This window comes from Methylorubrum rhodinum (assembly GCF_014199935.1).
Lineage (GTDB): Bacteria > Pseudomonadota > Alphaproteobacteria > Rhizobiales > Beijerinckiaceae > Methylobacterium > Methylobacterium rhodinum.
The window spans coordinates 187,028-204,173 of record NZ_JACHOP010000005.1; the positions used below are offsets into that span (position 1 = coordinate 187,028).

General features: G+C 67.3%; 15 protein-coding genes. 8 read left to right on the plus strand and 7 right to left on the minus strand.

Translation table 11 applies throughout. The features are described 5' to 3' along the window. Positions 1-257 precede the first annotated feature (257 nt). Positions 258-1,202, minus strand: coding sequence for an NAD(P)H-binding protein (locus tag HNR00_RS08540; RefSeq protein ID WP_312886024.1), 945 nt, complete (start codon positions 1,200-1,202; stop codon positions 258-260). 195 nt (positions 1,203-1,397) lie between these two features. Here HNR00_RS08540 and HNR00_RS08545 point away from each other — a divergent pair, with 195 nt between their 5' ends. The 4 genes from HNR00_RS08545 to HNR00_RS08560 all read left to right on the plus strand — a co-directional run bounded on the left by HNR00_RS08545 (position 1,398) and on the right by HNR00_RS08560 (position 5,611). Then, entirely contained in the window at positions 1,398-1,646 is a 249-nt protein-coding gene (locus tag HNR00_RS08545; RefSeq protein ID WP_183568241.1) for an acyl carrier protein, read from the plus strand. An 8-nt stretch (positions 1,647-1,654) separates the two neighbouring features. After that, positions 1,655-3,187, plus strand: coding sequence for an AMP-binding protein (locus HNR00_RS08550; protein WP_183567880.1), 1,533 nt, complete (start codon positions 1,655-1,657; stop codon positions 3,185-3,187). Between the two features lie 210 nt (positions 3,188-3,397). Beyond that, positions 3,398-4,687, plus strand: a complete 1,290-nt coding sequence (locus HNR00_RS08555) for a type III PLP-dependent enzyme (RefSeq protein WP_183567883.1) — start codon at positions 3,398-3,400, stop codon at positions 4,685-4,687. A 102-nt stretch (positions 4,688-4,789) separates the two neighbouring features. Beyond that, positions 4,790-5,611 (plus strand): hypothetical protein, encoded by an 822-nt coding sequence (locus HNR00_RS08560; protein WP_183567886.1) that lies wholly within the window; start codon positions 4,790-4,792, stop codon positions 5,609-5,611. A 578-nt stretch (positions 5,612-6,189) separates the two neighbouring features. Here HNR00_RS08560 and adh read toward each other — a convergent pair. From adh to HNR00_RS08575, 3 genes are all read right to left on the minus strand, one after another. Then, a complete protein-coding gene (adh, locus tag HNR00_RS08565) occupies positions 6,190-7,713 on the minus strand; it encodes an aldehyde dehydrogenase (protein WP_183567889.1) in 1,524 nt (507 codons plus the stop codon). Between the two features lie 194 nt (positions 7,714-7,907). After that, positions 7,908-9,680: a serine hydrolase gene (locus HNR00_RS08570; RefSeq protein ID WP_246390438.1), complete on the minus strand. Its 1,773-nt coding sequence runs from the start codon at positions 9,678-9,680 to the stop codon at positions 7,908-7,910. 366 nt (positions 9,681-10,046) lie between these two features. Further along, positions 10,047-10,862 carry an oxidoreductase gene (locus HNR00_RS08575; RefSeq protein ID WP_183567892.1) on the minus strand — a complete coding sequence of 272 codons (816 nt, stop codon included), beginning with the start codon at positions 10,860-10,862 and terminating at the stop codon, positions 10,047-10,049. Between the two features lie 919 nt (positions 10,863-11,781). Between HNR00_RS08575 and HNR00_RS08580 the strand changes: the two genes are divergently transcribed. Both HNR00_RS08580 and HNR00_RS08585 read left to right on the plus strand, forming a co-directional pair. Then, positions 11,782-12,570, plus strand: coding sequence for a class I SAM-dependent methyltransferase (locus tag HNR00_RS08580; protein WP_183567895.1), 789 nt, complete (start codon positions 11,782-11,784; stop codon positions 12,568-12,570). Between the two features lie 221 nt (positions 12,571-12,791). Beyond that, the gene (locus tag HNR00_RS08585; protein ID WP_183567899.1) at positions 12,792-13,019 is read left to right on the plus strand and encodes a DUF6894 family protein; all 228 of its coding nucleotides are present in this window, start codon (positions 12,792-12,794) and stop codon (positions 13,017-13,019) included. A gap of 49 nt (positions 13,020-13,068) precedes the next feature. Here the strand turns inward: HNR00_RS08585 and HNR00_RS08590 are convergent, their stop codons facing one another. Further along, positions 13,069-13,341: a hypothetical protein gene (locus tag HNR00_RS08590; protein WP_183567902.1), complete on the minus strand. Its 273-nt coding sequence runs from the start codon at positions 13,339-13,341 to the stop codon at positions 13,069-13,071. 155 nt (positions 13,342-13,496) lie between these two features. On the opposite strand from HNR00_RS08590, the gene HNR00_RS08595 reads away from it, so the two are divergent. Continuing rightward, entirely contained in the window at positions 13,497-13,691 is a 195-nt protein-coding gene (locus tag HNR00_RS08595; RefSeq protein WP_183567905.1) for a hypothetical protein, read from the plus strand. A gap of 884 nt (positions 13,692-14,575) precedes the next feature. On the opposite strand, the gene HNR00_RS08600 is transcribed toward HNR00_RS08595, so the two are convergent. Then, entirely contained in the window at positions 14,576-15,295 is a 720-nt protein-coding gene (locus HNR00_RS08600; protein WP_183567908.1) for an FAD-binding oxidoreductase, read from the minus strand. Positions 15,296-15,302: 7 nt separating this feature from the next. Continuing rightward, the gene (locus tag HNR00_RS08605) at positions 15,303-15,908 is read right to left on the minus strand and encodes a sulfite oxidase-like oxidoreductase (RefSeq protein ID WP_183567911.1); all 606 of its coding nucleotides are present in this window, start codon (positions 15,906-15,908) and stop codon (positions 15,303-15,305) included. A 413-nt stretch (positions 15,909-16,321) separates the two neighbouring features. On the opposite strand from HNR00_RS08605, the gene map reads away from it, so the two are divergent. Then, complete coding sequence (gene map / locus HNR00_RS08610; protein ID WP_183567914.1) at positions 16,322-17,143, plus strand: type I methionyl aminopeptidase; 822 nt, start codon at positions 16,322-16,324, stop codon at positions 17,141-17,143. Positions 17,144-17,146 lie beyond the last annotated feature (3 nt).

Here is a 17,146-nt window from a genome sequence, read left to right on the forward strand (position 1 = left end):
ACAAATCAGACGGGCTATGACGGCATCAATTATCCAGTATATAGGGGGTTCTGTAGTCCATAATTTGGCGACATAATTTGAGTAATTCGGAAGCATGTGGCCTTGAATGCAATCGAGAGATCGGCTTGAGAGCTCCAGTGATTGGTTGCCTTCGGTTGGATGAATCATGAATGGCACGGGGAGTCATTTTAAGCTAAAAAATAAATAGCTAAGTCCTTACAGACAAGCACAGCGCAGGATAGATCAGCTCATCAGCCTCAAAACACCGCGTGATCACCCCGCTCGGCCACGGCCTCGCCCCGGATCAACAGCGCGTAATAGTCGAACAGGGTCTGCGAGCCGGTCGAGGGCGTGGCGTCCGCATCGTAGCGGCCCGTCGTGGGATCGAGGACGAGCATCGACTCGGTGGCATAGTAGCGCCCGATGCGTGCGAGCTCGGCCTTGGCAGCGAGCGCCGGCACCCCGCGTCCGAGCAGGGACAGGACGGCGATGATCCCGTCCAACAACCCCACCGGGACGTGCCGGAAGCGCGGCTCGCGGCCCAGCAGGGCGAACAGGGCCGCGCCTTGCGCCCTCGGCGTGATCGCTTCGCCCGGCCCACCGATCGGCAGCACGCGGTTGCGCCGCTCAGGGTCTTCGAGGCAGTCGGCGAGGTAGGCCGCGAGATCGCCGTCCGAGATCGGCTTGCAGGCCGTCAGCCGACCGTCGCCGAACACGAGGAACGGCTTGCCGCGCCTCACCCGCTCGACCTGCCCCGACAGCGATTTGAAGAAGGCCGTCGGCCGGACGATGGTGTAGTCGATCCCCGACGCCACCAGGGCCGCCTCGAAGGCGAGCTTGGCATGCTGGAAGGCGAGCAACGGCTTCTGGACGCAGATCGCCGAGAGCAGGACGACGTGTCCGACGCCCGCCACCCGGCTCGCTTCGAGCGCGTTCACATGCGCGTCGTGGTCGATCGCCCAAGCGTCGCGGGGCGCGCCGGTGCGCGAGGCGAGGCAGGAGACCAGGGCGTCGAACCCCTCGCCGCGAAAGCCGTCGCGGGCGAGCGAGACCCGATCGGTCACGTCGGCGAACCGCACTCCTGCGCCCGCGGGCAGCCCCGGATCGGACGCGCCGGGCCGCACGAGGCAGACCACGTCGTGGTCGCGGGCCACCAGCGCCCGCACGGTGGCGCGGCCGATCGTGCCGGTGCCGCCGAGCACGAGGATGCGGCGCGGCCTCGGGGCGGTCTTCATGTCGCTGGTCCGGCCGATCGAAGTCATGAGGGAGACGGCACGGGTTTGCGAGGCCGCGTCAAGGCGCAGCGCGCGCGATGGACTTGAGACCCCGTTTGGGCGTAAGCCGCGAGCCTCATCCGCCGCGAGGTTCGAGGGAAGGCGACAGCCGTGGTTCAGTCGATGGCCGACGTGCGGGAGGCGATCTTCGCCTTCATCGCGGCCCGCAACCCGGGCCTCCCCCCCGGCTCGGTCACGGGCGCGACCTCGCTGGTGACCAGCGACGCCCTCGACTCCATCGGCATCCTCGACCTGATGATGCATCTCGGCGACCGCTTCGGCGTCGAGATCGACGAGGACAGCTTCGACCTTTCGAATTTCGAGAGCGTCGACACGCTGGCCCACTTCATCGACGACCGGCGCCCCGCCTGACCGAAACGATGGCCCCGAGGCTGCTGCACCACCTGCTCGCGCGCGCGGGCGCCGACGAGGCGGTCGCCGTCGTGGACGGCGCCGAGAGCCTCACCTACGGCGCCTTCCGGGCCCGCGTCGCCGCCTTGAGCGCGCGCCTCAAGGGGCTCGGCCTCGCGGCCGGCGACCGGGTCGCGATCCTGCTGCCGAAATCGATCCGCGAATGCGTGGCGATCTTCGCCGTCGCGGGGGCCGGCGGCGTGTTCGTGCCGATCCATCCGAGCCTTCGCCCGCGCCAGGTCCGCCACATCGTCGCCGACAGCGGCGCCCGCGCGCTCCTGACCGACCGGGGCCATGCCGACGGGCTGGAAGGCGCGCTCGACGACCTTTCGGGCGTTCGCATCCTCACCGAGGAGGCGTCCGAGCCCGGCGAGGCGGCGCTCGCCCCCGGCGAGCCCGCGCCCGCGGGTTTGGCCGCGATCCTCTACACCTCGGGCTCGACCGGGCTGCCCAAGGGGGTGATGCTCTCCCACGACAATCTGATCGCGGGAACCCGCATCGTGCGGACCTATCTCGGGATCGGGCCGACCGACCACATCCTCTCGGTGCTGCCGTTCTCGTTCGATTACGGGCTCAACCAGCTTCTCACCGCGGTCGAGCAGGGCGCCCGGATCGTGCTGCTGACGCCGCGGCTCGGCGACGACGTGGTGCGCGCGCTGGAAACCCACCGCATCACCGGTCTGGCCGGCGTGCCGACCCTGTGGACGCTGCTGACGCGGGCAGCACCCCATCTCGCCAAGGCCGACCTCTCGGCGCTGCGCTATGTCACGAATTCCGGCGGCAGCCTCGCGCTGCCGACCATCACGCGCCTGCGCCAGCGCCTGCCGCACACGGCGGTGGTGCTGATGTACGGCCTGACGGAAGCCTTCCGCTCGACCTACCTGCCGCCGGACGAGATCGATAAGCGGCCCGACTCGATCGGCCGCGGCATCCCCGAGACCGAGATTTTTTTGGTGACGCCCGACGGGCGGCGCGCCCGGCCGGGCGAGCCCGGCATCCTGCATCACCGCGGCCCGACCGTCTCGATGGGCTACTGGAAGCGGCCCGAGGACACCGCCCGCGTGCTGGTGCCCGATCCTTTCCCGCCAGACGGCGCGGCGCCCGCCCTCGTCTGCCGCTCCGGCGACCTCGCGGTGGAGGATGGCGACGGCTTCTTCCGCTTCATCGGCCGTGAGGACGCGATGATCAAGACGCAGGGGTTTCGCGTCAGCCCCACGGAAGTCGAGGCGGCCCTGATGGAGACCGGCGCCTTCCGCGCGGCGGCCGTGATCGGCTTGCCCGACCCGAGCCTCGGCCAGCGCATCCATGCCGTCACCGTGCCCACCGAGGAGGCACCCGCCACCGCGGAGGTGATGCAGCGCCTGCGCAAGGCGCTCGCACCGCATCTCGTGCCGCGCACGATCGAGGCGGTCCCTGCGCTGCCGACCACGCCCAACGGCAAGGTCGATTACAAGCGCCTCACCGCCGAGCGCGCGGCGGCGGAGATCCGGGCCGATGGGTGAGGCACCCGCCCTCGCGCAACGTCCTACGCGCGTTCCCCTCCCCCTTGCGGGGAGGGGTAGGGGTGGGGGTCGTGCAGAAGGCACCGCCGCGCTCGATCCGGCACCACCCCCACCTCCTACCTCCTCCCCGCAAGGGGGAGGAGAGGCGCCGTATCCTGCTCGATGGGAGAGACTTGGACGGGAGAATCCAAGGGTGGGAGGGGGCGTATCATGAGCCAAGCCGCCCCCGATCTCGCCACCACCCTGATCGCCGAAAATTTTTCGCGTGATGCGACCGGCGTGCTGCACGTCGGCGGCCTGCCGCTGACCGACCTCGCCCGAAGCTACGGCACACCGCTCTTCGTCTACGACGCCGACGGGCTGCGCCGGGCCTACCGGGCACTCCGTGCAGCGGTCGCGGGCTTCGCCGAGGTCGATTACTCGGTCAAGGCCAACCCCAACCCGGCGGTGATCCACGTCTTTCACGAAGAAGGGGCCGGGGCCGAGATCGCCTCGGGCGCCGAGTTCGACGCGGCCGTGAGGGCCGGCGTCCCTCCCCAAAGGATCCTGTTCGCGGGGCCGGGCAAGTCGGCGGCCGATCTCGACCGGGTGGTTGGCGGCGGCATCGGCGAGATTCACTTGGAGAACCGCGAGGAGCTTTTCCGCGTGGCCGCCGCGGCCGAGCGGCACGGCACGACCGTGCGGGTGGCCTTGCGGATCAATCCCGGCGCGACGGCGCAGGGCGGGGCGATGCGGATGGGGGGCAAACCCTCGCCGTTCGGCTTCGATGAGGAAGAGCTGTCCGAGGCGGTCGCCGCGGTGGAGAGGCAACCGCGCCTGCACCTCGTCGGGCTCCACCTGTTCGCGGGCACGCAGGGGCTCAAGGCCGATACGCTGCTCGGCCAATGGGCCTACGGCTTGGAGCTGGCGGCGCAGATCGCGAAAAAAACCGGGCGGCCGCTGGAGACGATCGATCTCGGCGGCGGTCTCGGCATCCCGTACTTTTCCGGCGACGCGACGCTCGATCTCGGCGCCCTGCGCGACGGCCTGCTGCCGCTGATCGAGACACTCCGAAGGAATCCGATGCTGGCGGGCGCCCGCGTGGTGCTGGAGCCCGGCCGCTACCTCGCCGGGCCGGCGGGCGTCTACGTCGCCCGCGTGCTGGCGGTGAAGCATTCGCGCGGGAGCCGCTTCGTCATCACCGACGGCGGCATGCACCACCATCTCGCGGCGAGCGGCAATCTCGGCCAGATCGTCAAGCGCGACTTTCCCGTGGTCGCGGTTTCGGACCTGGACGGAGCCACGCCCTGCACCGTGTCCGGCCCGCTCTGCACGCCGCTCGACGTGCTGGCTCGCGCTGCCCCTCTGCCAGAACTGTCCGAGGGCGATCTCGTCGCCGTGCTGCAATCGGGCGCCTACGGGCTCACCGCCAGCCCGACGGGCTTCCTCAGCCATCCGATGCCGGCCGAGGTGCTGGTGGAGGGGGGCCGCGCCGCGGTGATCCGGGCGCGCGGGGATTGAGCCGGCCTGTCCATCCCCCGCTGAAGGTAAGGTTTGTTCGCGGCGGTTAGTGGGTCAGCTCAGATTTTTTGACATAGCGAGCAAGAAAGGTCAGGCTGTGGCATGTGGAACGCTGATCAACTTGCTCTCCTAAGAGAAGCGGGCATCGCCGGCAATTCGATCAGTGCCGGTTTGGCGGCCATACGCAAAGCGAACTACGCGACGCCTGGCCTCTATGGGCACGCCTTCTTCAGCTTCAGTGTTGGTTTGGAGCGGATGCTTAAGCTCATTTATATAATGAGCTATCTTATTGAAAACAATCAATACCCTACGGATAAGCACTTAAGAGATTTGGGTCACAACATAAAAGTATTGTTTGATAAATCTAAAAATATTCAGATAAAATATGGCGCGCCAACCGGCGAAAGCAGCGTCGATGCCGGCAGCATCGAGATGCACATAGTAGATTTTATGAGCAGATTTGCACAAGGATCGCGATATTACAATCTTGATCTTTTAGTTAGCAGTAAAAAGGCTACCTCTAGCGTTGACCCAATCAAGGATTGGTTTGAAAGCGTCGGCATACCTATACTTCAAATTCATCTAACGCCAAAAAGAGAATACAAAATCCGTAGGAATGCTAGCATCATTCACGAAATGACCAACCACATGAGCATAGTAAATCACACCGCAGAAGACGGAACGCCTTTGACAGATGTGTTCTCCGCGTCTTATCAAACTGGCGTAACAGAAATAATAAGAAAATACGGTACGTTCTATGCAGCAAGGCTATGCAGATATTTATATTATACACTATGGCATATGAGGCACGAATGCCATAACAACAAACAGGCAGTCCCGTTCTTAGATCAACTATTTTTCCCTTTTATGAACGACGATGCGTATTTATTAAGTCGGCGTACTTTCCCGCCGCGCTCTCAGTAATCGATTTAACTGTCAAATCTTGTTAGAACTGTGCTTTCCTGGCCTCTCACCCGGCACCATTGCCAGCGCATCGATGTCGCCAACTTTTAAAATCTGCCATCAATGCCGCCTCCATTGATGGGCTAAATCGTAATCTCTCGTGAAGCCGAATGACGTTGTAATTTAAGAAGCACAATACCACGACGCCGGCGTGGTTCTTGACCATCTTCGAGAATGCATTCGAGAGCCGAGTGAACCGGCGATGTCCATCTGCATCGTGAGGTTCTGGCGCTCGACGTAGGATGCGGAGACGTGGGCCTGTCCAGGCCTGCCCTCAACCGTCGTCTTGCGGATGCCAATTGATTCGGCCGAGCTGTAGCGACCTTGCGAACCGTTTGGCGATGCGCCGTGGAGCTTCACGAAATGCGAGCAATGGATGCAGGCGCAGAAGGCACTCACGACCTCCTCTAGACAAAGGGTAAGTAAGCAGGGTGGATTTCGAGCTGATCCTCAACTTCGCAGCGCCATCGACTGACAAAAACAAAAAAACCCCGGCCTTGTGGCCGGGGCTGGAGGTGGTCTCGGGACTTGTGACGCTCTTAGAAGAAGCCGAGCTTCTTCGCCGAGTAGCTGACCAACATGTTCTTGGTCTGCTGGTAGTGGTCGAGCATCATCTTGTGGGTCTCACGGCCGATGCCGGATTGCTTGTAGCCGCCGAAGGCCGCATGCGCCGGGTAGGCGTGGTAGCAGTTCGTCCAGACGCGGCCGGCCTGGATGGCGCGGCCGAAGCGGTAGGCGCGGGTGCCGTCGCGGGTCCACACACCGGCGCCGAGGCCGTAGAGCGTGTCGTTGGCGATGGAGAGGGCCTCCTCGTCGTCCTTGAAGGTGGTCACCGAGAGGACGGGCCCGAAGATCTCCTCCTGGAAGATCCGCATCTTGTTGTGGCCCTTGAACACCGTCGGCTGCATGTAGAAGCCGTCGGCGAGTTCGCCGTCGCGGGTGCCGCGGGCGCCGCCGGTGAGGCACTCCGCGCCCTCCTGCTTGCCGATGTCGACGTAGCTGAGGATCTTCTCGAGCTGCTCCGAGGAGGCCTGCGCGCCGATCATGGTCGCGGGGTCGAGGGGCGAGCCCTGCGTGATCGCCTCGACGCGCTTGACGGCGCGCTCGATGAAGCGGTCGTAGATCGACTCGTGCACGAGCGCGCGGCTCGGGCAGGTGCAGACCTCGCCCTGGTTGAGGGCGAACATCGTGAAGCCTTCGAGCGCCTTGTCGAAGAAGTCGTCGTCCTCGTTGGCCACGTCCCCGAAGAAGATGTTCGGCGACTTGCCGCCCAGCTCCAGCGTGACCGGGATCAGGTTCTGCGAGGCGTACTGCATGATGAGGCGGCCGGTGGTCGTCTCACCGGTGAAGGCGATCTTGGCGATGCGCGGGTTCGAGGCGAGCGGCTTGCCGGCCTCCAGGCCGAAGCCGTTGACGACGTTGATGACGCCCGGCGGCAGCAGGTCGGCGATCAGCTCCATCACGACGAGGATCGAGGCCGGGGTCTGCTCGGCCGGCTTCAGGACGACGCAGTTGCCGGCAGCGAGCGCGGGCGCCAGCTTCCACACCGCCATCAAAATTGGAAAATTCCACGGGATGATCTGGCCGACGACGCCGAGCGGCTCGTGGAAGTGGTAGGCCACCGTGTCGTGATCGATCTCGGAGATCGCGCCTTCCTGGGCGCGGACGCAGCTGGCGAAATAGCGCCAGTGGTCGATGGCGAGCGGAATGTCGGCATGCGTCGTCTCGCGGATCGGCTTGCCGTTGTCCCAGGTCTCGGCCAGCGCGATCAGATCGAGGTTGTCCTCCATCCGGTCGGCGATCCTGTTGAGGATGCGGGCGCGCTCGGCCGGCGAGGTGCGGCCCCAGGCGTCCTTGGCGGCGTGCGCCGCGTCGAGCGCCTTCTCGATGTCCTGCGCGTCCGAGCGGGCGACCTCGCAGATCACCTTGCCGGTGATCGGCGAGGTGTTCTCGAAGTAGCGGCCGCTGGCGGGGGCGACCCACTGGCCGCCGATGAAGTTGTCGTAGCGCGCCGAGAAGGGCGACTTCGTCTTGGCGTCGGCTAGGAACTCCGGCTTGTTCATCGCGATTCCTCCGTGGCGTTGTTGGTTGGCCGTTCTCGGCGTTCCGCGGGAGAGAAAGCCGATCGGCTCCGCGGATCAAGGTGGACTTTAGGCCAAACCGCTGTTGCAGCGCGGCAAGACACGGCAGGACTTGACGTTTCCGAAACGAAAGCGGAGCCGTTCCAGACTTGCCCGTGCGCCGGCTTGCCCTTCATTTAGTCCCGATCACCGCGCTTGACGACCCCGGAGGACCGGGCGGCGCTGCCGGAGTCCGATTTCCCCCGCACGGCGCCATCGCGGCCGGGGGGAGGGCGGCTCTCGGGGATGCGGGGGCAGGGCGTGTCGAGCCCGCCGCGGTGGAGGACGAGGCCGGTGGTGCGGCCCGCGCCGTCGCCCTCGAAGGTGATCCTTGCGTCGAGGCTCTTCATGAAGAACGCGCGCTCGTCCTCGGCGTAGAGGATGTGGCGCGGCTCGCCCGTCGCCTGCGCCCAGAGCCGGCCGTTCTCCAGCCCGACCGTCAGGACGAGGCCGGGCGCGAGGCTGTAGCGGCCGACATGCGGGCTCAAGCGGACGGGATCGAGCGACACCTCCACCGGCGGCCGACGCGGCTCGGCCAGGATGCGGGCGGCCTCCGCCGGATCGATCCGCGGGGCGATCCGGTCGCGCCCGTTCTGGTGCAGCACGAGGCCGTTCGGGCGCCCGTCGGGCTCGGTGTCGATCGTGATGCGCGCGTCGATCACGCGGGAGAAGAAGGTGCGGTCGCTCTCCGGCACGAAGGCGTTGGCCGGCTGCCAAGTTCCCTGCCCCTTGCCCTGAACCATCAGCCGCCCGCCGTCGCGGCGGATGTCGAGGAAGAAGCGGGGGCCGAGCCGGTAGGTGCCGGCGTAGCGGTCGAGGATGAAGTCCTCCAGCACGATGGGCTCGGGGAGATGCAGCGCGCCGAACCAGAGCGCCGCCAACTCGCGCGACATCTTCTGGGCCGGGGCGTTCTCGTTGTTGGCCAGCACGATCACCGCCAGCCGCTCCTGCGGGTAGTAGTCGGTCATGGCGAGGAAGCCCGAGACCGCGCCCCCGTGCGACCACAGCGTGCGCCCGTGCGCCGTGCCGACATACCAGCCGAAGCCGTAGCCGCGCCCGCCGTCGTCGAACATGTTCTGACGCGAGGCCTCGGAGACCACACGCCCCGAGAACAGGGCATCGTCCCAGGCGAGCAGGTCGTCGACGGTGGAGTAGAGCCCGCCCGCCGCGTAGGCGACCGAGGAGGCCATCGGCGCCGCGTTGCGCCACTGGCCCTGGCCGAAGCGGTAGCCCGAGGCACGCCGCGGCAGGATCGCGGTGGCGTCGTCGTAGCCGGTGTCCTTCAGGCCGAGCGGCGAAAAAATGTGCTCGGAGAGGTAGCGGGCGTAGGCCTCGCCCGAGGCGAACTCGATGGCGAGCCCGAGCAGCAGGTAGTTGGTGTTGCTGTATTCCACCCGCGCGCCGGGCTCGAACAGCAGCGCCTCGCCCGTGACGAGTTCGACCAGCGCCTTCGCCGGCCGCTCGATCCGCGAGATCGCCGGCAGGTAATCGGGCAGGGCCGTGTAGTTGATGATGCCGGACGTATGGTTGAGGAGGTGACGCACCCGCACGTCTCCCCAAGCCTTCGGCGCCTCCGGGTAGAAGCGGCCGACGGGATCGTCCAACGACAGCTTGCCCGCCTCCACGAGCTGGAGGATCGCGGCGGCGGTGAACTGCTTCGTCAGCGAGCCGATGCGGAAATGCGTGTCGAGGGTGTTCCTGGCGTTCCACTCGCGGTTGGCCAGCCCGTAGGCCTGCCGGAACACCGGTTTGCCGTCCTTGGCGACGAGGATCGTCCCGCTCATCAGCCCGGATTCGCGGTAGGGCTCGATCAGGGCCGCCGCCCGCTTCGCGTAATCGACCGGGGCCGCCCGCGCGGGGCCGAGGAGGATCGCGAAAACGAGCAGGGTGGCGAGGGGGCCGGCGTGCAATGGTTCCGGGCTCCGGACGTTCGGGGGGGCGCCAAGAGGGCAACCGCACGGGCTGCCATGAGGGCCGCCACCGATCGGCGATCACGGTTTCGCTGCGGCCCGCGGAAATGATTCCACGGCTTCACCGGAGCCGCAACCGACCTTCGGGGGCCGATGAGGCGACGCAGTCGCGCGCGCATCGTCCCGAACGGTGCTGCCGACTGGAGGAAAATCCATTCCCGAACAGGCAACCAGGGCGTCGGGCCGGATACGGTATCCGGCACGGTGCGCTCGGGGCGGACGACCCACGACCCCTGGGCCGACGAACGGATAGGGCGACCGGGGCCGCCCCGCTGCGGCGGCCAAGTCTCCGGCCGTCTTCCGGCGTCATGAGACCCGAGGAAGGCGGAACTCCTTGCGGAAGCTCTTGTCGAAGGCGTCGGCAGGGACGAACCGGCGGAGCAAGCTCACTTGCCGCGCTTTCGGTCCCGCGGTGTAGCGGCGCTTGGGTTTCGCCGCGGTGGCAGCCGTCACGACGACCTTCGCGACGACCTCGGGTCTGTCTGCGGTCTTCATGACCTCGCCGATGAGCCGATCCATCCCGGTGCGCTCCGCTGCATAGACGTCGAGGGGTGCGTCGGGCCGCACGAGGTTCTGGTCGAAGCTGGTGCGGGTATAGGCGGGCTCGATGAGCACGATCCGGATGCCCTGGCCGCGCACCTCGTGGTCGAGCGATTCCGAGTAGCCCTCGACCGCGTGCTTGCTCGCGCCGTAGAGCGCCATGAACGGTGCCGGCACCAGCCCCATGACCGAGCTGATGTTGACGATGCGGCCGGACTTCTGGGCGCGCATGATCGGCAGGACCGCGCGGGTCGTGCGGATGAGGCCGAACAGGTTGACCTCGAACATGGCTTTCGCCTGCCCGATCGAGGATTCCTCGGCGGCGCCGCTGATGCCGAAGCCCGCATTGTTGACCAGTAGGTCGATGCGGCCCGTCTCGCCGAAGACGGTCTCGATCATGGTGGCGACGGAGGCGTCGTCGGTGACGTCGCAGGCGAGCATGGTGATTTCACTCGATGCGACCGGCTTCCGGCTCGTCCCGTAGACGCGGTAGCCGGCGGCCCGCAGGGCCTTGGCGGTCTCCAGGCCGATCCCGGACGACGCTCCGGTCACGATGGCGGTCTTGGTGGAGGTCTGGCTCACGGTCTTCTCCCTTGGATGGCTCTCGGTGGCCTCACCGGCGGCCACGTCACGCTTATAAATTACGTTTGTAATTTATATTGGCAAGACATCATCGCTTCCGGCTCCGTGGTCAGGTGTGATGACGCACCAGTCCCTCGCCGTGGTGCAGGCCGCTGAGAGACACCACGATCACCGGCCCGGACGAATCCGGTCGGGCTGCTGGCGTGGTCGGGCCGACGCGGGGATTGTCGCCGATCGAGGCGATACTTGTCCCCGGTCATGTATCGGGCGCGCCGCACGGCCAATACGTTGTTCCATTCGAGCGGGATCGCGTTGACGAGGCCGGTGAGGGTCGTCGCCCATTCCGGTCGTTCGAGCCGTGAGCCGGGCCGTTGCCGCCATGGATCTCCTGCGCCCCGCGTCCGCGCGACCGGCCGGGCCGTCCCCTCGGCCGGCGCCCGGTCGGCGACGCGCGGGTCCGTCAGCCTCCCGAGCGCCAGCGCCGTCGCGACGAAGCCCTTCGTTGACATGTGATGTGTCGGGTTGTCTTGGCGGTGCATTGGCATATTATTTGTATTCATTTGCATATATCAGAATATCACAAGCGATGTGTTGATGGCAGTACTCGCCATCTGGCGATAAACAAATACTCGTAAAATAAAGACAAGACCGGTGCGATCCGTGATGGCATGAAAGGCCGCTCGCCGAACGCCTGTCACGGATCGACGAAGCAGTCGGATATCCAAATCGGTATTTTGCGCGGCTTGTCCCCCAAGGCGTCTCGCATCAAACGATTATTGTAGCGACACGGCGCATTACAGAATAATCGGCCATCCGATCGACGGCAGTCAGTCCAGACCCGTGCGTCGCGCGCATCAAGTCGAGCGGTATCATCGGGGTGGGGATACGCATGGGCGTCGATCAATATCTGAGCGGTTCAATGCTCTACGGCGATGATTTGGCGCCGAGGGAGATCGAGCGTTGGTACGCGCAGGAAGAACAAGGCTTCTACAAGCTCGCGACCGAATTCTACAAGCTCGAAACATCGGGCTCCTACAGCTACGAGTACGATGCGCTGAACGCCTTCCACGGCTTCGACCGGTTGCAGGGGCGGCGGTTCGGCACCTGCGTCGCGCTGGGCTGCGCCGCGGGCGACGATGTCGCGCCGCTGGCCCGCCAGGTGGAGCGCTTCGTCGGGATCGAGCCCGCCGAAACATGGTGGACCGACACGATCGGCGGGCGGCCGGCGCGGTTCATCAAGCCGCAGCCCTCCGGCGACATCGCCTTGCCCGAGGCCAGCGCCGACCTGTTCGTGAGCCTCGGCGTGCTCCACCACATCCCCAACGTGTCGCATGTCCTGGCGGAGGCTCATCGCATCCTCGAACCCGGCGGACTCATCGTCCTGCGCGAACCCATCACCTCGATGGGCGACTGGACGCGCGCACGCTACGGCCTCACGCGGAACGAGCGCGGCCTGCCGCTGCCGTGGCTGCGCGGACGCCTCGACCGCATCGGCTTCGAGATCCAGCACGAGGTGCCGTGCATGACGAACGCATTGGCCAAGATCGCGCAGCGGGTGCTGCCGGGGCATCTCTACGCGCGGCGGGGATACGTCGCCCTCGACGCGGCCGTGAGCCGGTTCCTGGCGTTCAACATCAGCTATCACCGCACGGCGCTGCTCAGGCGGATCGCGCCCTCGAACATCTTCGTCGTCGCGGCCAAGCGTTGACCGGGTCGCGGCCGCGTCGACGCGGCCGTGGAGCGGCGGGACGCGCGTCCCGCACCCGCCGGCGACGCCGTGCCGCTTTCGCGAATTTTTTCTCGTGCAAGATCTCGTGCGAGGCTTCGAAGGCACACGCGCCGCCTTGCCTTTCTCCACAACCTGTCCACATGCTGGAACGAAGCAAGAACATCCGTCCCAGGCAACCCAGCGAGGAGGACAGGCGCACGATGGCCCGCTACCGCTTCCATGCGACCAACGGTTACGAATGCGTGTTCGACGCCGAGGGCAAGGAAATCCGCCTGCCCGATCGGTCGCCGGAGCGTCTGGTTCGGCGTGCGGGCGAAGTCGCCCGGGACGTGATGCGCAGGCTCGACGGGCGCGAGGACTGGAGCGCGTGGCACGTGAGCGTCCACGACCTCACCGGCCGGCGCGTGCTCGTGCGGCCGTTCGTGTGAAGGTGGCCGGGAGCGGCGGGGCCGCTCCCGGGTCGGCGTGACGGCAGCCTCAGCGGGCGTCGCGCTCGCGCCCGGTGCGGCGCTCCATCCGTTCCTCGCGCCGCTCCTCGCGACGGGCGTCGGGATCGACGCCGAGCACGCCGCCCACGGTGCCGGTCGCCGCGCCGACGGCGCCGCCGACCACGCCGCCGATCGGACCGGCCGCGCGGTTGCCGTCCTCCGCGCCGCGCTCGGCGCCGCGGATCGTGCCCTGCGCCTGGGCGGAGGCGGACAGGGAGACCGCCGAGAGGACGAGGGCGGAGGTGAGCAGAAGCCGCTTCATGAAGGGTCTCCGGGGTTGTCGCGCACCGGCGACGGCCGGTGCTTCACCGGGGCAACCGCCGAGGCGGCGGATTGTGCCGAACCCTGCCCTCGGCCGACGATGTTTCGACTGAACGGATTCGGGACGACGCCCGTTGATGCGGCGGAGGTCGCCTCATGAAGAATCCCGCGCTCAGCCTTTGGCTTTCCTCGGCTCACCGCGTCGCCGGCTGGTGGATGGGCCACGGCGCCAACGCCCTGCGCCGCCAGCAGCGGACGATGCTAGCCGAGATGACGAAGGCCGCGAGCGGCGGCGCGGCAAGGCCGAAGCGGCGCAAGCCACGGCCCCTGGCCAAGCGGAAAGCGCCCTGACACCCGGCTGCGGCCCCTGCACCCGGCCCCTGCACCCGGCCATGCCAATCTGCCGCACGGCACAGACCATCTTCCGGCCCCGTTGACCTTCGAACAGCCTCGGGATGCCGTGCGGAGGGGAGCCGACGTGACACTTGCCTTTGCCATCATGGTCGCCGGGGCGCTCGGTGCCATCGCCCTCACGGTGGCCGCGCGCCCGAGCGCCGACCGCTTCATCAAATGGTGATCGGCGCGTCCGAACTTCCTCGGCCCCTCGCGACTTCTCTCTCCGGCAGGATCGGATGGGAGCGGCGCGCGTGGCGATGGCGGTGATGGTCGCGGGCGTGGTCGGGGCGGCGGCGACGCTGATGTGCCTGCTGCCGGGGTTCGACTCGTTCTTCGAGTGGTAGCGCCATTGCGCCCCGTACCGGACTCTCTCTGCGTCGGCCATGCCGCCCGCCTCGATTAGCCCCGTCCGCATCTGCCGGTGGACCCTGTGCGTCGCGGTTGCGCCGAGTCGAGCGCTCGACTGAGATGGACGGAGAACAATCGACTGTCGTGCTGCGGAAACTGCGGGCCGCGGGGGATTGATCGTATCGACCGGCGTCAGAATTGAATTTGTGTGCTGCCCCCGGTCGAACAGGTTTCCAGCGACTCCTCCCATGACACAGGCCACGGGGCTCTGCTGTCTCAGGCCACCTCGACGACAAGTCGAGGCGATGACTGAGCGCAGCTAGTGCTTCCTCCAACGGGTGGATCCGGGTGCCGTGGTCCGGATCGAGGGGGCTGCGGCTGGGTCGCGCCGCAAGGTCTCGCGAAGACCCGTTTCCGCTTCGTTGGAAGGAGCTTTGAGACCCGCCACGATCATCCGCCGCGGGCCCGCGCGTCGTCGGCTCGGGCGCCTCTCAGCCGCCGAACCGCTCGGTGCGGATGGTGACCGGCCGCACGCCCGCATCGACCAGGAGGTCGGCGACCGCGCCGACGAAGGCGTTGGAGCCGCAGACGAAGCTGTGGCGGGGCATGCCCAGGCACTCGATGGCGGTGTCGATCATCACCCGGTCGATCCGCCGGCCCGCGGTCGGGCCCTCGCGGGTGAGGAGCAGCGTCAGATCGAAGCCGGTCTCGTCGCGCGAGCGCGCGGAGAGTTCGCCGCGCGCGATGGCCTCGGCGGCATTGCGCACCGAGTAGAGCAGCAGCATCGGCACGTCGGGAGCGGTGAGCGCCCGCTCGCGTACCATGGCGAGCAGCGGCACCACGCCCGAGCCGCCGCCGACGAGCAGCACCGGGCCGCCGTCGCCCGCCTCCCAGGCGAAGGCGCCGACGGGCCCGCGCATCTCGATCGTATCGCCGACCTCGGCGACCGTGTCGAAGAAGCCCGAGACCTCGCCGTCGGTGAGCCGCTCGATCATCAATTCGAGCCCGAGCGGATCGCCGGGGGCGGAGGCGATGGAGTAGCTGCGCTGCGCCTGATAGCCGTCGGGCGCGGTCAGCCGCACGTCGACATGCTGGCCGGCGCGGTGCGGCCGCGCGAAGGCGTCGAAGCGGAAGCTCTTCACCCGCGTCGTCGCGGGCGTGATCGCCCGGATCTTCGCCTCGCGCCAGCGGATGGGGTCGGCCTCGGCCACGGGGCTCTCAATCGCCGGTGAAGCGCTGCTCGCGCCAGGGATCGCCGTACATGTGGTATCCGCGCAGCTCCCAGAAGCCGGCCTCGTCGCGCTCGGTGAAGCGCAGACCCTTCACCCACTTGGCGCTCTTCCAGAAGTAGAGATGCGGCACGAGGAGCCGCGCCGGCCCGCCGTGGTCGGGTTCGATCGGCCGTCCGTCGTAGAGCGTCGCGACCATCGCCTTGCCGCCCAGAAGATCGGGCACCGGGATGTTGGTGGTGTAGTCGTCGTGGCCCTCCGCCAGGACGAAGCCGGTCGGCGCCTCGAGGCCGGCGGCGGCGAGCAGGTCGTCCAGGGTGACGCCCTCCCAGGCGGTGTCGAACTTCGACCACTTGGTGACGCAGTGGATGTCGCCGCCCCAGCGGGTGCGGGGCAGCGCCTGAAACTCCTCCCAGGTCCAACTCGCGAGCGGCTTCGAGCCGTGGCGCAGGGTGAACCGCCAGCCCTCGGTCGAGACCCGCGGCGTCGGCCCCATCTGCAGAACGGGGAAGTCGTCGGTGAGGTACTGGCCCGGGGGCAGCCGCTCGCGAATCTCCGCCGCCGGGGGGCGCCCCGTGAAACCGCGCGTCGCCATGCCGTCCTCCGCTTGCGCCCGGCGACCCCTCAACGCCGTCGGCGGGCCTCCCGATCCATGCGTTGGTCTGGCACGGGCGCAATGAGGCTGCAACGCTGCCGGTCGTCGTTCGAAACTCCGACCGTGGCCATCGATTTCTCCGCCGTCATTCCGGAGCGGCGAACCCGGAATCCACGACGGGCCGCGACGATTCGGCTTCGGCCTAACAACGCGCATCACCGGTGGATTCCGGGCTCTCGCCTCCGGCGCGCCCCGGAATCAAGGGGGAGGATGACGGGAGGGTCCCCGGCTCGCAATGCTCTGAAATCGGAGCCTCGGCCCCCCCGTTCATCCGGGTTGGCGGCGCCGTGGACGAAGCGTAGAACGAGCAGCAGCATCGTCCCTCACCCAAAAAGTCCATAGAGCCCCGCCCAGTGAGCCGAGACCAGACCGCCGAGGCCGGGCGCCGCGCGCCCGAGCCGCCGATCCACGGCCCCGAGGGCTTCGAGGGCATGCGCCGGGCCGGGCGGCTGACCGCGGAGGCGCTCGACCTGCTGATGGAGGCGGCCCAGCCCGGCGTCACCACCGACGAACTCGACCGGCTCGCCTACGAGTTCGGGATGGACCACGGCGCCTATCCGGCCTCCTTGTTCTACCGCGGCTACCGCAAGTCGATCTGCACCTCGATCAACCACGTGGTCTGCCACGGCATCCCCAACGACAAGCCCTTGCGCGAGGGCGACATCGTCAATCTCGACATCTGCCTGATCCTCGACGGCTGGCACGGGGATTCGAGCCGCATGGCCTATATCGGCGAGGTGCCGCGCAAGGCGCAGCGCCTGTGCGAGATCACCTATGAGGCGCTGATGCGCGGCATCCAGGCGGTCAAGCCCGGCGGCTCCACCAACGACATCGGCCGCGCGATCCAGACCTATGCCGAGGCCGAGCGCTGCTCAGTGGTGCGCGATTTCTGCGGCCACGGGCTGGGCCGGGTCTATCACGACGCGCCGACGATCCTGCACTACGTCGAGGCGAGCTACGACGTGCCGCTCAAGGCCGGGCAGTTCTTCACCGTCGAGCCGATGATCAATCTCGGCCGCCCGACCGTGAAGGTGCTGGCCGACGGCTGGACCGCCGTGACCCGCGACCGCTCGCTCTCGGCCCAGTTCGAGCACACGGTGGCGGTGACCGAGACCGGCTTCGAGATCTTCACGCTCTCGCCCAAGGGTCTCGACCAGCCCAAACCCCAGGACTGAGGG